This is a genomic window from Mycobacterium sp. (assembly GCF_046095365.1).
Lineage (GTDB): Bacteria > Actinomycetota > Actinomycetes > Mycobacteriales > Mycobacteriaceae > Mycobacterium.
In genome coordinates, this window is sequence record NZ_JBJTJF010000185.1 from 1 (window position 1) to 11,596 (window position 11,596).

The following is an 11,596-nucleotide window of genomic DNA, read 5'->3' on the forward strand; positions in this document are numbered from 1 at the left end:
TTCATGCTCGCCGGACACGACACCACCTCGACCACCCTGGCCTACGCCCTGTGGGCGCTCGGGCGCCATCGCCATATCCAGGACCGGGTGCGCGCGGAAGCCACAAGCCTCGGCGAGCGCCCGCTGACCCCCGCCGACGTCCCCCGCCTGGGTTACACCGTCATGGTGCTGCACGAGGCACTGCGGCTGTGCCCGCCGGCACCCGTGGTCACCCGTACCGCCACCGGCGACGCCGACGTCGACGGCTACCGGGTGCGGGCCGGCACCGAGTTGGTGGTCGGGATCAGCGCCCTGCACCGCGACCCGGCCCTCTGGGACCGGCCGACGGACTTCGACCCCGAGCGGTTCAGCCCGCAGAACTCCGCCGGCCGCGACCGGTGGCAGTACCTGCCCTTCGGCGGCGGCCCGCGCTCCTGCATCGGCGATCACTTCGCCATGCTGGAAGCCACCCTGGCTCTGGCCACGATCGTCCGTGGCACCGAAATAAGCTCGACCGCAGACGATTTCCCGGTCGCCACGCCCTTCACCGCCGTTGCCGCCGGTCCGGTCTGGGCCCTCGCACACAGGGTGCGCCCGTGACCGACGATCACCCCGACGGCGCCCTGCCGCGGCTGCCGATCTTCGACGGGACCAAACAGCCTCAGCACCGGCCGACGCCGGTGAAGCTGACCCTGACGGCGTACCAGGACCGGGCCGCACGGCCGCAGTCGCTTCCCGTGGGAGCCGAGGAGCTCCGGTCCCTGGCCCTGCGTTCGGGTGCCGACGATGTCGGGCTGGTGGCCGTCGACCGCGACGACATGGCCGCCCAGCGGGCCGACATCGAGGAGCTGCTGCCGGGTGCGCGCACCGCGATCGCGTTCGTGGTCAAGATGAACCGCGGCAACGTCCGCGCGCCGGCCCGCTCGGTGGCCAACGGCGAGTTCCACCACAGCATCGACGAGACCAACGAGGTGGCGCGGCGCATCACCCGGGAACTGGAGACGCGGGGGCACCGCGCGGTCTGCCCGCCCGGCGGGTTCCCCATGGAGGTCGACCGGTTCCCCGGCAAGATCTGGACGATCTCGATGAAACCCATCGCGGTGGCCGCGGGTCTGGGCCAGATGGGCATCCACCGCAACGTCATCCACCCACGGTTCGGCAACTTCATCCTCATCGGGGTGGTTCTCACCGACGCCGCCGTCGCCGACGACGAGCAGGCTCAGCCCATCGACTGGAACCCGTGCCTGGGCTGCAAGCTCTGCGTGGCGGCCTGTCCGGTCGGCGCGGTCAAGACCGACGGCGGCTTCGACTTCGCCGCCTGCACCACGCACAACTACCGCGAGTTCCTCGGCGGCTTCGCCGACTGGGTGGGTCAAGTCGCCGACAGCGCCGGGCGTTCGGAGTACCAGCGGAAGGTTCCGGTCTCCGAGACCGCGAGTGTCTGGCAGAGCCTGTCGTTCGGCGCGAACTACAAAGCCGCCTACTGCATGTCGGTGTGCCCGGCCGGGGACGACGTGATCGGCACCTACCTCGCCGATCGCCGGCGGCACGTCGACGAGGTCGTCACACCGCTGACCGGCAAGACCGAACCGGTCTACGTGGTGGCCGGCAGCGACGCCGAGGCGCACGTTCGGGCCCGCTTCCCGCACAAGCAGATCCGGCACATCACCAACGGTCTGTCCCCCGCGACTGTGGAGGCGTTCGTGGCCGGTTCGCCCCTGGTGTTCGCCGCCAAGGCCGCCAAGGACGTGAACCTGCGCGTGCACTTCGCCTTCCGCGGCAGCAGTTCCCTGCAGGCCACCTATGTCATCGACCGCGGGACGCTGCAGATCGAGTCCGGCCGGTCCGGCGAACCCGATCTGTCGGTCGATGCCGACGCCGACACCTGGCTGGCCATAACCCGCGGTGAGAAGAACCCGGTCTGGGCGGTGCTCACCGGAAAGGTCCGGATCAAGGGCCCGGTCCGTCATCTCAAGACGTTCCAGCGCTGCTTTCCGGTTTAGGTGCCTTCCTGAGGGGACGCGCCGCAGATCCCCGCGACGGCGAAGTCGAGCAGGGACTCCAGCGCCCCGGCCCGCGTCGAACCCGGCGGCAGATGCAGGGCTCCGTCCAGGCACAGCCGGGCGAAGCCGTGCACGGTGACCCAGGCCTTGAGTTCTGCGCCCGGTCGGGCGGCCGCGCGCAGCACACCGTGGTCGACCAGGTCGTCGAGGGCCCCGCCCAGCAGCGCATACGTGCCGGATTCGTCGTCGCCCGGGTCAACCGGCGCATGCGAATCCGCGCGGCCGAACATCACCTCGAACAGCTCGGGGCGGGCCAGGGCGAACTCGACGTAGGCCCGGCCGGTGGCCTTGAACCGGTTGACCGCCAACTCCGCCGGGTTCCGGCCGGCCCGGGTGGCGCTCATCGCCCGCCGCATCCGCTGGCCCAGCTGGGCGAAGCCATGCCGAGCGACGGCGGTCAGCAGGTCGGACTTGTCGCTGAAGTGCCGGTAGGCGGCGTTGGGCGAGACCCCGACCTCACGGGCGGTGGCCCGCAGACTGAACTCGCCGAGTCCGTCGGTCTCGATCAGGCGCACGGCGGTGAGCACCAGGGCGTTGCGCAGATCCCCGTGGTGGTAGGTGTTCTTGGCCGCCGTCATGGTCTCCATGTTGACAATGTGAACAACCAGAGTAAAGCCCCGGGGGATCTCCGTCAGCACCCGGCATATCGCGGCAGACGCAGGTAACGACCGAACATCCGCATGTTGACAGTGTGAACACGGCGAGTAAAGTTCACGATGTGAACATGGAGCGGCCCACATCCACACCATCGGCAACTGCTCTTCCCGGATGACGTCCGTTCGGTTTCGGAAGGCTGTCCGATGACCGCCATCTCCGACTTCGTCGCTTCCAAGCGGAGAACGGAAGTTCTCGCCCTGACGGTGGCCTACTACGAAGTGGGGCAGGGTGATCCGATCGTCTTTCCGCACGGCAACCCCACGTCGTCGATCGTCAGCCATGACGTCATCCCGCATGTGGCACACCTTGGCCGCTGCATTACGCCTGATCTGATCGGCGAGCCGGGCAGCATGCTGATCACGATCCGTGGAATCCACGTCGCCCAGGAAGATTCCGCAGACGATATCGGGACTGCGCTCGCTCGGTGGATCCCGCACGCCCGTGGAGACTCAGCGGGCCGGCCCGCCGCGGGAATCTCGCCGTGATGGGCCGGCTTGCCGGGCGGACCTGGATGGTCCTGGTCGCCGTCATCGTCGTGGGACTGGCCGCTTTCGCCGTATACCGGCTGCAGCGGGCCTTCGGATCGGTAGCCGAGGTCGCAACCCCCGGTGGTGTCGCCGACCAGATCGTCCCGTTCAACCCCAAACGGGTTCAGCTCGAGGTGTTCGGTGAGCCCGGTGCGACCGCGACGATCACCTACCTGGACGTGAACGCCCGCCCGCAGCGGGTCGACGCCACCGCCCTGCCGTGGTCCTACGACGACTCGACGACCACCCCGGCGGTCCTGGTCAACGTCCAGGCCCAGGGCGACGGCGACAACCTGGGCTGCCGGATCACCATCGACGGCGCTGTGAAGGTGGAGCGTCACTCGGATGCCGCCTCGGCCTTCGTCTTCTGCTTGGACAAGTCCGGGTGAGGCGGGTCGGATGAGCACCCGCCACGGCTCCCCGTCGGCCATCCCGCGCCTGATCCGGATGTTGGCGATACCGATCGCGATCTTCTGGCTGGCCCTGGCCGCGGCCAGCAATGCCCTTGTCCCGCCGCTGGAAGAGGTCGGCCGCGTCCACAACGTGTCGGCGAGCGCCCCGGGCGCGCCGTCTCTGGTCGCGGCCAAGCGGGTGGGACAGGTGTTCGGGGAATACGACACCGACGCACTTGTCACCCTGGTGATCGAGGGAGATCAGCCGCTGGGCGAGGAGGCGCACCGCTTCGGCGACGCTCTGGTCGAGAGGATGCGTGCCGACACCGAGCACGTGCAGCACGTCCAGTACTTCTGGGGTGATCCGCTGACCGCGGCCGGCTCCCAGAGCAGCGACGGCAAGGCCGCCCTGATCCAGGTCTACCTCGCCGGGGACGCGGGCGGAAGTCAGGCCAACGAGTCCGTCGAGGCCGTTCGCGGCATCGTGGCCGGCACGCCGTCCCCGCCCGGGCTCAAGGCCTACGTCAGTGGCCCGGCTGCGCTGTTCGCCGACGAGTTCGCCGTCGGCGAGAAGGACCACCTCAAAGTCACCGGGCTCACCTTCGGGGTGATCGGGCTGATGCTGCTGGTCGTCTACCGGTCCTTCGCCACCGCGTCGCTCACGCTGGTGGCGGTCGCCGTCCAGGTGGCCGCGGCCCGCGGAGTGGTCGCCTTCCTCGGTCACGCCGGCATCATTCCGCTGTCGATCTACGCGACAAACCTGCTGACACTGCTCGTGGTCGCAGCCGCCACGGACTACGCGATCTTCCTGCTGGGGCGCTATCAGGAGGCGCGCCAGGCCGGTGAAGATCGGCAGGCCGCCTACTACATCTCCTACCGCGGCACCGCCCACGTCATCATCGGCTCGGGCCTGACCGTGGCCGCCGCTGTGTGCTGTCTACGGTTCACCCGGACGCCGTGGTTCCAGAGCCTGGGCATCCCGGCCGGCATCGGCGTGCTGGTCACCCTGGTCGCGTCGTTGACCCTGACCCCCGCGGTGATCGTCATGGGCAGCCACTTCGGCTTGTTCGATCCCCGGCGCGCGATGCGGACCCGGGGCTGGCGACGCGTCGGCACCGCCATCGTCCGCTGGCCCGGAGCTGTTCTGGTCGCCAGCGTCGCGGTGGCACTGATCGGTCTGCTCGCGCTGCCCGGCTACGCCACCAATTACGACGCCCGCCGCTATCAGCCCGACTGGGCACCCGGCAAAGTCGGTTACGCGGCCGCCGAGCGGCACTTCTCAGCGGCGCGGCTCAACCCCGAGGTGCTGATGGTCGAAAGCGACAAGGATCTGCGCACCCCGGCAAACATGATCGTGCTGGAGAAGGTGGCACGAGAGGTCTTCCGCACCCCGGGGGTGGCCATGGTGCAGTCCATCACCCGGCCGCTGGGCACGCCGCTGGACCACTCCTCCCTCGGATTCCAGATGAGCGCGCAGTCCTCCGCACAGATCAACAACCTTCCGTTCCAGCAGGCCCGCGCCCAGGATCTGCTTAAGCAGGTTGACGAGATCTCGAAGTCGATCACGCTGCTGCAGCGGCAGTACGCGCTGACCGAGCAGCAGTACACGCTCCAGCAGCAGGCGGTCGCAGCCACCGACGAGCAGGTGACGGCCTTCCGCGAGACCACCGAGACGATCAAGGAACTGCGCGACAAGATCGCGAGCGTCGACGACTTCCTCCGCCCGATCCGCAACTACTTCTATTGGGAGCCGCACTGTTTCGACATCCCGGTCTGCGCGACGTTCCGCTCGCTGTTCGACGCCCTCGACGGGGTGGACGCACTCACCGATCAGTTCGCAGCGGTCACCGAGAGCCTCGATCGGCTCAACGCCCTCCAACCCCGACTGCTGGCGCTGATCCCCGAACAGATGGCGCTGATTCCCGAACAGATCGCTATCCAGGAGCGCAGCAAGGCGCTGACCGAGTCCAACCACGCCACCCAGTCCGGGCTCTTGCAGCAGGCCGCCGAGGCGCTGAAGAACTCCGACGCGATGGGGCAGGCGTTCGATGACTCCAAGGACGACAGCACCTTCTACCTGCCGCCGGAGGTGTTCGACAACGCGGAGTTCAGGCGCGGACTGGCCCTTTTCCTCTCACCCGACGGCAAGGCGGCGCGGATGATCATCACCCACGACACCGATCCGGCCACACCGAAGGGCATTTCCCATATCGACCCGATCCGCCAGTCCGCCGAGGAGGCCCTCAAGGGAACGCCACTGGCCGGGTCGAGCATCTATATCGGCGGCACCGCCTCGACCTTCAAGGACGCCCGTGACATCGCGAACTACGACCTGCTGATCGTCGCGGTCGCCGCGATCAGTCTGATCCTGCTGATCATGATGTTCATCACCCGTAGCCTGGTGGCCGCGGCGGTGATCGTGGGCACGGTCGTGCTGTCGCTGGGCGCGTCCTTCGGGTTGTCGGTGCTGATCTGGCAGCACCTGCTGGGCATCGAGCTGTACTGGATCACGCTGGCGCTGGCCGTCATCATCTTGCTCGCGGTCGGATCGGACTACAACCTGCTGGTGATCGCCCGCTTCAAGGAGGAGATCGGGGCGGGACTCAACACCGGCCTGATCCGGACGATGGCCGGCACCGGGTCGGTGGTGACCGCCGCCGGTCTGGTGTTCGCCTTCACCATGTGCGGCTTCATCTTCGGGGACCTGCTGACCCTCGGCCAGATCGGCACCACCATCGGCGTCGGCCTGATCTTCGACACCCTCATCGTGCGCTCGTTCATGACACCGGCCATCGCCGCACTGCTGGGGCGGTGGTTCTGGTGGCCGCTGAAGGTTCGGCCTCGCCCGGCCAGTGCCATGCTGCGGCCCTACGGCACCCGGCCCTCCGTGCGCGAACTCCTCGCTGCGACAGGCCCCGCCGAGGCCGGTCCGCCTCGGCAAGATGCTGTTCGCTGATTCCCCAAGTCCGGGCTGTGGGCGCTGATCCGCCGCTGCGCCGGTTCGTCTCGGGCTGGTTCTGTGACATGGCGGCTGGCTGCCCGAATTATTCGGGGCTGCCGGCCGTGCGGGATCCCGTTGCCGCCCGCCGGCCGTCCGCGGCGTAGAGCACGAGCAGCCCGACGAGGTATGCGGCGATCAACGCCGTCTGCAGCCAGTAGACGCCGGTGGATCGGCCGTCGAGGACCGCCGCCAGCGCTGCCGAGACATTGACGGCCGACAATCCGAGGACGGTGACCCCCAATGCAATCAAGGCGAAGGGCACCGCGCTCCGGTTCAACGCCGCGTTCACGAACAGGCAGACGTAGGCCACCACCGCAAAGGAAATGATCTTGTCCTGGTAGGCGTAGAACGGGACGTCGTAGTACACGAAGAGCAGCGGATACTTCAGGCCGTAGAAGTGCGCCACCGCCATGCAGCAGAAGTAGGCGACTCCCGCCCACAACCCGATCCGGAGGAATCCGGTGGGTGCTTCGCGTTTGATCGTGCGGACATCCATGATCTTCCTCTAACTCGATTGGCGATCTTCGGGTACCGCGGTGCGTAGTGATCGGAACTCGGTAACACTATGCGCACAGAAGATCGCCACGTCACTGTGCCGCGCGTTGAGTTCCTGTAGCCGGTCGCGATTGGCTCTCCGTTCGGAGGGCGTGGCCGCCATCACCGATTGGTGTACGTCGATCAGCATCGGGCATGGCGGGCCGTCGGAATCGACCTCTCCCCGATGCATGTACGCGTCTCCGGCGTGAAGTAGCCACCCGTCACCGGTGTTGATCGCCACTCCGGCGTGACCCGGGGTGTGGCCGTGCAGGGGGACGAGCAACATCTCCGGCGGCAGACCGACCATCTGCTGAACGTTCTCGAAACCGAGCCAGGTCTCCCCTGTGTCTTCGTAGGTTGACCAGACCGGATGATGGGCGAATTGTTGGGGCCGGAATCGGAAGTTCGCCAGCAGTCCCAGGCGGTTCGTCGCCGCTGAGAGTTCCGCGCCGAAGACGTGCACGGTCGCGTTCGGGAAGTCTGCAATCCCACCAGCGTGGTCGAGATCGAGATGCGTGGGTATGACGTGGCGCACATCGTTTCTGGAGAAGCCCATGCCCTCCACTTGCCGGACCGCGGTGTCATCTTCGCCGACGACCGGCCGGAACATCCGCAGGAAGGCTCTTCCCAGCCACTGCTGCGGCTGATGAACGCCTCGCAATCCCGTCGCGGTGTCGATCAGAACCAACCCGGCGTCCGTCTCGACCAGAAGGCAGTGCAACGCCATCTCAGCAACTCGGAAGACCCCCGCCTCACCGTCGACCAAGCGACCACCCCATGAGCGCAACGTCCCGCAGTTGAGATGATGGACTCTCATATCGGACCTCGAATCATCTGTGCTGGAATCAATCTCGCGTGACTTTTGCCGATCGGCCGCCGGGCCTTTTCACCGTTCGATGGCCGAACAAGACGTTGGCCGCTGATTCGGCATCGTCGACATGCGTGATGTCGCCGTCGATCATCGCCAAGGTCGTCGCCCCCTCGATCAGTACTGCCAGTTGCCGCCCGAGCAGGTCGGGATCAGCAACTCCGCTGTCTCGCGCCAACTGGGTGAAGACCTCTGCCTGTGATCGCTTGTGCCGCGCCGCCAGCTCCGGAACCGCTGGCATGTCTCTGGCGGTCTCGACGGTCGCCCGGACGAACGTGCAGCCGGCATAACCGGTCTCTTCCAGCCAGGTGCGCAGCGAATCGAAGACTGCTTTGAGTCGGGCGCGTGGAGCGCCGGCAGACGCGGCCGCGGTCTCAGTCAGATCTCTCAGCCGCCGCTGGTGCAGGTCTTCCAGAACGGCGAGGACGATCTCGCCCTTGGCGGGGAAGTGCCGATACAGCGTGACTTTGGTGATGCCGGACTCGTCTGCGATGCGGTCGACACCCGTGGCGCCGAACCCGCGCGAGCAGAACAGGCGCTCCGCGGTGGCCCGAATATGGGCGTTGCGGTCCTGTCGTGCAAGGCGCCGGTCAAGGTAGGGATCGGGCATATATGTATACTACCCTGTAACACCACTTTGGCCGCAGCAATCCGCGGCTGCCGACCGCGGCCGGAATCTTTATGTTGACAGTGTGAACACCAGGGGTAAAGTTCACATTGTGAACATGCGGGCGCGGGTATGAAGCTCGCCGTCTTCGGCGCCACCGGCCTCACGGGTGGGCTCGTGGTCTCCCAGGCGCTCGAGGACGGGCACGAGGTCACTGCGCTGGTTCGTGATCCGAGCCGCGTGCCGCTGAACCATCCGCGACTCACCGTGATCGGTGGCAGTCCCGTGGCGCCGAGCGATGTCGAGCGCTGCGTTCGCGGCAACGACGCCGTCATCCACTGCCTGGGCATCGGCGGCAAGGGGAACGGCACGCCGACCTCGCTGATCTCCGACTCGGTACTGGCCACCCTCGCCGCGATGGAACAGCACGACGTCCCGCGCATCGTGTGCATGTCCAACGTCGGAGCCGGCGGCAGCGGAAGCTGGTTCGCCAACCGCATCGTCATCCCGCTCTTCGTGCGCTGGCTGCGCCCCATCATCGAGGACAAGAACCGCATGGAGGCCGGCCTGCGCGAGAGCGCGGTCGAGTGGTGCTCGGTGCGCCTGCCGAACATCACCGAGGGTGCCGAGCGGCCGCTGCGGGTCAGCCCCGACGGCCGGGGGATCGGCCTGTCGGTCACCGCCGCCTCGGCCGCGCGTTTCCTCCTCGACCAGGCGACGTCCGCCGACGTCGTCCATTCGACGCCGAGCATCAGCAACTGAGGTGAAGTGATGACAACCGACAACATCTATCTGCAGGGCAACTTCGCCCCGGTCGACACCGAGGTGACGGCCTTCGACCTCGAGGTCATCGGCCGGATCCCGGCCGAACTGGAGGGCCGCTACCTGCGCAACGGACCCAACCCGGTGAAATTCGACAAGCCCGAGCAGCACCACTGGTTCGCCGGCACCGGGATGGTCCACGGCGTGCGGCTGCGCGGCGGCCGCGCCGAGTGGTACCGCAACCGCTATGTGCGCAGCCGCGCGGTGCGAGAAGCGTTGGGCGAGAGCGCCACCGCTGAGGATCCACCCGGCGCACCCAACACCAACGTCCTGGCCTGGGCCGGTGAGACGCTGGCGATCGTCGAGGGCGGCGGCCCGCCGGTGCAGTTGGGCTACGAACTCGACACCGGAGGGGTGGGCACGTTCTCGGGGACCCTGCCCGGGGCCTTCACCGCGCACCCCAAGTTCGATCCGCTCACCGGCGAACTGCACGCGATGTGTCACGCCTGGGCGCGGTGGTTCGACCACATCAAGTACGTGGTCGTCGGCGCCGACGGACGGGTGTCCAAGACCGTCGACATCCCGCTGCCGGCAATGGTGATGGTGCACGACATGTCACTGACCCGGAACTACGCGGTGGTCTACGACCTGCCGGTGACCGTCGACATCGACCTCGTCGGTGCGGGCCGGTTCCCGTTCCGCTGGAACCCCGACCACACCCCGCGCCTCGGCCTGCTGCCGCGAACCAGCAGCGACGCCGCCGACATCATCTGGTGCGAACTGGACCCCTGCTACGCCTACCACCCGATGAACGCCTACGACGCCGAGGACGGCACCGTCGTCATCGACATCTGCCGCTACGACAGGATGTTCGACCGCGACATCCTCGGCCCGGCCGGGGACTGCCTGCCCAGCCTGTACCGCTGGACCGTCGACCCGGCGCGCCGGTCGGTCCGCCAGCAGCAACTCGACGACCGCGCGTGCGAGTTCCCCCGCGTCGCTCCGTCGGTGTCGGCCGGCCGGCACAGGTTCGGCTACGGGGTCGGGGTGGACGACGGCTTCGCACCCGGCGACATCTACAAGCACGACCTGGAGAAGGACACCGTGGCGGTGCACTCCCTCGGGAACGGGCGCGGGTCGGGCGAGACCGACTTCGTGCCGCGCGAGCACCCCGTCAGCGAGGACGACTGCTGGCTGATGAGCTACGTCTACGACGCGACCACCGACAGCAGCGAGTTCGTCATCCTCGACGCCCTCGACGTCACCGCCGGTCCGGTCGCCAGAGTCCGCCTGCCCCAGCGGGTTCCGTTCGGATTCCACGGCAACTGGATCAGCGACCACGCGGTGAGCAGATGATCGCGCTCAACCGGCGGGTCACCACCCGCGTCGGAACGCTGGCCGTCGCCGACAGCGGGCACGGTGGGGGCGACGGCACACCGGTGGTGCTGTGGCCGTCGCTGTTCAGCGACCACCGCCTCTACCGTCACGTCACCGCACTGCTCGACCCACGGTGGCGGAGCATCTGCGTCGACGGCCCGGGCTTCGGACAGAGCACCCCGCCCGACGGCGACGTCCAGCCCGACCGCTATGCCGGGGCGGTGGTCGATCTGCTCGACGAACTGGGAATCGGCACCGCGATCGTGGCCGGCTGCTCCTGGGGCGGCCAGGTCGCCGCGCACACCGGCGTGCAGTTCCCGCAGCGCACCTCCGCGGTGCTGATGATGAACACCCCGCTGGCGCCCAGCCTCGGCGGGCATCGCATGCTGGTCCTCGGCACCCGACTGATGGGGTCGACGGCGTTCTTCGGCAAGGGCGCCGCCCGGTCGATGATCGCAGCACCCACCAAGCGGGCGCACCCGGAACGGGTGGCCGAGTTCGTCTCGGCCTTAGGCTCCTTCGACCGCGCGGCGGCGACAGACACCGTGCGCACAGTGCTGACCCGTTCCCCAGGCCTGGCGGACGTGCTGCCGCGGCTTCGGGTGCCGACCACCATCCTGTTGGGCGCACAGGACGCGCTGTACCCGGTCGACGCGGCGATGCCGTTTGCACGTCTGGTGCCCGACGCCACCATCGAGGTCGTGCCGGACTGCGGGCACCTCGCCCCGATCGAGACACCCGACGCCGTTGTCGCCGCGCTCGATTCGCTGGCCGCGCGGAGCTGAGCGCGCCAGGATCACCCCTATGGACCTCATCGAAACCCTCC

At 67.9% G+C, this 11,596-nt stretch carries 12 protein-coding genes; 8 read left to right on the forward strand and 4 right to left on the reverse strand.

Going from position 1 to position 11,596, the window contains the following annotated elements:
- Both ACKOQ4_RS13890 and ACKOQ4_RS13895 read left to right on the forward strand, forming a co-directional pair.
- Positions 1 to 579, forward strand: a 579-nt coding sequence (locus ACKOQ4_RS13890) for a cytochrome P450 (protein WP_526292794.1), incomplete at its 5' end; no start/stop codon positions are given.
- Positions 576 to 1,982: an SCP2 sterol-binding domain-containing protein gene (locus ACKOQ4_RS13895; RefSeq protein WP_526292796.1), complete on the forward strand. Its 1,407-nt coding sequence runs from the start codon at positions 576 to 578 to the stop codon at positions 1,980 to 1,982. The genes ACKOQ4_RS13890 and ACKOQ4_RS13895, both read left to right, overlap by 4 nt.
- Here the strand turns inward: ACKOQ4_RS13895 and ACKOQ4_RS13900 are convergent.
- Entirely contained in the window at positions 1,979 to 2,629 is a 651-nt protein-coding gene (locus ACKOQ4_RS13900) for a TetR/AcrR family transcriptional regulator (RefSeq protein WP_526292798.1), read from the reverse strand. The genes ACKOQ4_RS13895 and ACKOQ4_RS13900 overlap by 4 nt on opposite strands.
- Before the next feature lie 213 nt (positions 2,630 to 2,842).
- Here ACKOQ4_RS13900 and ACKOQ4_RS13905 point away from each other — a divergent pair, with 213 nt between their 5' ends.
- Genes ACKOQ4_RS13905 through ACKOQ4_RS13915 form a run of 3 tightly spaced genes read left to right on the forward strand, consistent with a single transcriptional unit; the run spans position 2,843 to position 6,574 of the window.
- Positions 2,843 to 3,184, forward strand: coding sequence for an alpha/beta fold hydrolase (locus ACKOQ4_RS13905; RefSeq protein WP_526292800.1), 342 nt, complete (start codon positions 2,843 to 2,845; stop codon positions 3,182 to 3,184).
- A complete protein-coding gene (locus ACKOQ4_RS13910; protein WP_526292802.1) occupies positions 3,184 to 3,615 on the forward strand; it encodes an MmpS family transport accessory protein in 432 nt (143 codons plus the stop codon). Before ACKOQ4_RS13905 ends, ACKOQ4_RS13910 begins: the two co-directional genes overlap by 1 nt.
- Before the next feature lie 10 nt (positions 3,616 to 3,625).
- On the forward strand, positions 3,626 to 6,574 hold the full coding sequence (locus ACKOQ4_RS13915) for an MMPL/RND family transporter (RefSeq protein WP_526292804.1): 2,949 nt from the start codon (positions 3,626 to 3,628) through the stop codon (positions 6,572 to 6,574).
- A gap of 88 nt (positions 6,575 to 6,662) precedes the next feature.
- Here ACKOQ4_RS13915 and ACKOQ4_RS13920 read toward each other — a convergent pair whose 3' ends face one another.
- From ACKOQ4_RS13920 to ACKOQ4_RS13930, 3 genes are all read right to left on the reverse strand, one after another.
- Positions 6,663 to 7,115, reverse strand: a complete 453-nt coding sequence (locus tag ACKOQ4_RS13920; protein ID WP_526292806.1) for a hypothetical protein — start codon at positions 7,113 to 7,115, stop codon at positions 6,663 to 6,665.
- Positions 7,116 to 7,124: 9 nt separating this feature from the next.
- The gene (locus ACKOQ4_RS13925) at positions 7,125 to 7,922 is read right to left on the reverse strand and encodes an MBL fold metallo-hydrolase (protein ID WP_526292808.1); all 798 of its coding nucleotides are present in this window, start codon (positions 7,920 to 7,922) and stop codon (positions 7,125 to 7,127) included.
- A 79-nt stretch (positions 7,923 to 8,001) separates the two neighbouring features.
- The gene (locus ACKOQ4_RS13930; protein ID WP_526292810.1) at positions 8,002 to 8,634 is read right to left on the reverse strand and encodes a TetR/AcrR family transcriptional regulator; all 633 of its coding nucleotides are present in this window, start codon (positions 8,632 to 8,634) and stop codon (positions 8,002 to 8,004) included.
- 129 nt (positions 8,635 to 8,763) lie between these two features.
- Between ACKOQ4_RS13930 and ACKOQ4_RS13935 the strand changes: the two genes are divergently transcribed.
- Genes ACKOQ4_RS13935 through ACKOQ4_RS13945 form a run of 3 tightly spaced genes read left to right on the forward strand, consistent with a single transcriptional unit; the run spans position 8,764 to position 11,555 of the window.
- Positions 8,764 to 9,393, forward strand: coding sequence for an NAD(P)-dependent oxidoreductase (locus ACKOQ4_RS13935; RefSeq protein ID WP_526292812.1), 630 nt, complete (start codon positions 8,764 to 8,766; stop codon positions 9,391 to 9,393).
- Positions 9,394 to 9,402: 9 nt separating this feature from the next.
- A complete protein-coding gene (locus ACKOQ4_RS13940; protein WP_526292814.1) occupies positions 9,403 to 10,749 on the forward strand; it encodes a carotenoid oxygenase family protein in 1,347 nt (448 codons plus the stop codon).
- The gene (locus ACKOQ4_RS13945) at positions 10,746 to 11,555 is read left to right on the forward strand and encodes an alpha/beta fold hydrolase (RefSeq protein WP_526292816.1); all 810 of its coding nucleotides are present in this window, start codon (positions 10,746 to 10,748) and stop codon (positions 11,553 to 11,555) included. The genes ACKOQ4_RS13940 and ACKOQ4_RS13945 overlap by 4 nt, the downstream gene beginning before the upstream one ends.
- Positions 11,556 to 11,596 lie beyond the last annotated feature (41 nt).

Bases quoted from the DNA above. Each gene is read 5' to 3' on its own strand.
- ACKOQ4_RS13910 (WP_526292802.1), top strand. From the start codon at position 3,184: ATGGGCCGGCTTGCCGGGCGGACCTGGATGGTCCTGGTCGCCGTCATC.
- ACKOQ4_RS13915 (WP_526292804.1), top strand. From the start codon at position 3,626: ATGAGCACCCGCCACGGCTCCCCGTCGGCCATCCCGCGCCTGATCCGG.
- ACKOQ4_RS13935 (WP_526292812.1), top strand. From the start codon at position 8,764: ATGAAGCTCGCCGTCTTCGGCGCCACCGGCCTCACGGGTGGGCTCGTG.
- ACKOQ4_RS13945 (WP_526292816.1), top strand. From the start codon at position 10,746: ATGATCGCGCTCAACCGGCGGGTCACCACCCGCGTCGGAACGCTGGCC.
- ACKOQ4_RS13900 (WP_526292798.1), bottom strand. From the start codon at position 2,629: ATGGAGACCATGACGGCGGCCAAGAACACCTACCACCACGGGGATCTG.
- ACKOQ4_RS13920 (WP_526292806.1), bottom strand. From the start codon at position 7,115: ATGGATGTCCGCACGATCAAACGCGAAGCACCCACCGGATTCCTCCGG.
- ACKOQ4_RS13940 (WP_526292814.1), top strand. From the start codon at position 9,403: ATGACAACCGACAACATCTATCTGCAGGGCAACTTCGCCCCGGTCGAC.
- ACKOQ4_RS13930 (WP_526292810.1), bottom strand. From the start codon at position 8,634: ATGCCCGATCCCTACCTTGACCGGCGCCTTGCACGACAGGACCGCAAC.
- ACKOQ4_RS13905 (WP_526292800.1), top strand. From the start codon at position 2,843: ATGACCGCCATCTCCGACTTCGTCGCTTCCAAGCGGAGAACGGAAGTT.